The 1,030-nt window shown below is 51.6% G+C and carries 1 rRNA gene; it reads left to right on the top strand.

The features are described 5' to 3' along the window. A 23S ribosomal RNA gene (locus tag IR151_RS19985) occupies window positions 1-1,026 on the top strand; the annotation flags it as partial. Window positions 1,027-1,030 lie beyond the last annotated feature (4 nt).

The following is a 1,030-nucleotide window of genomic DNA, read 5'->3' on the forward strand; positions in this document are numbered from 1 at the left end:
AATCGAAGCAGTGAACTTAAGCCCCAGTAAACGGCGGCCGTAACTATAACGGTCCTAAGGTAGCGAAATTCCTTGTCGGGTAAGTTCCGACCCGCACGAAAGGCGTAACGATTTGGGCACTGTCTCAACAACAGACTCGGTGAAATTGTAATTCCGGTGAAGATGCCGGATACCTGCGACAGGACGGAAAGACCCCATGGAGCTTTACTGTAGCTTGACATTGGGTCTTGGTACTACATGTACAGGATAGGTGGGAGGCTTTGAAACCAGGACGCCAGTTTTGGCGGAGCCATCCTTGGGATACCACCCTTGTAGTACTGGGACTCTAACCATAGGCCATGAATCTGGTCTTGGGACACTGTCAGGTGGGCAGTTTGACTGGGGCGGTCGCCTCCCAAAAGGTAACGGAGGCGCTCAAAGGTTCTCTCAGTACGGTCGGAAATCGTACGTAGAGTGTAAAGGCAAAAGAGAGCTTGATTGCAAGACATACAGGTCGAGCAAGGATGAAAATCGGACTTAGTGATCCGGTGGTTCTGCGTGGAAGGGCCATCGCTCAACGGATAAAAGCTACCCTGGGGATAACAGGCTTATCTCCCCCAAGAGTCCACATCGACGGGGAGGTTTGGCACCTCGATGTCGGCTCATCACATCCTGGGGCTGTAGTAGGTCCCAAGGGTTGGGCTGTTCGCCCATTAAAGTGGTACGCGAGCTGGGTTCAGAACGTCGTGAGACAGTTCGGTCCCTATCCGTCGCAGGCGTAGGAAATTTGAGGAGACCTGTCCTTAGTACGAGAGGACCGGGATGGACGTACCTCTGGTGTACCAGTTGTTCTGCCAAGGGCATGGCTGGGTAGCTATGTACGGAATGGATAAGCGCTGAAAGCATCTAAGCGCGAAGCCAACTTCAAGATAAGATTTCCCACCGCAAGGGTAAGACCCCAGAAAGACTATCTGGTTGATAGGTCGAAGGTGTAAGTGCAGCAATGTATTTAGCTTATCGATACTAATAGGTCGAGGACTTGACCAATATT

It is taken from the genome of Clostridioides sp. ES-S-0006-03 (assembly GCF_020662275.1).
GTDB lineage: Bacteria > Bacillota > Clostridia > Peptostreptococcales > Peptostreptococcaceae > Clostridioides.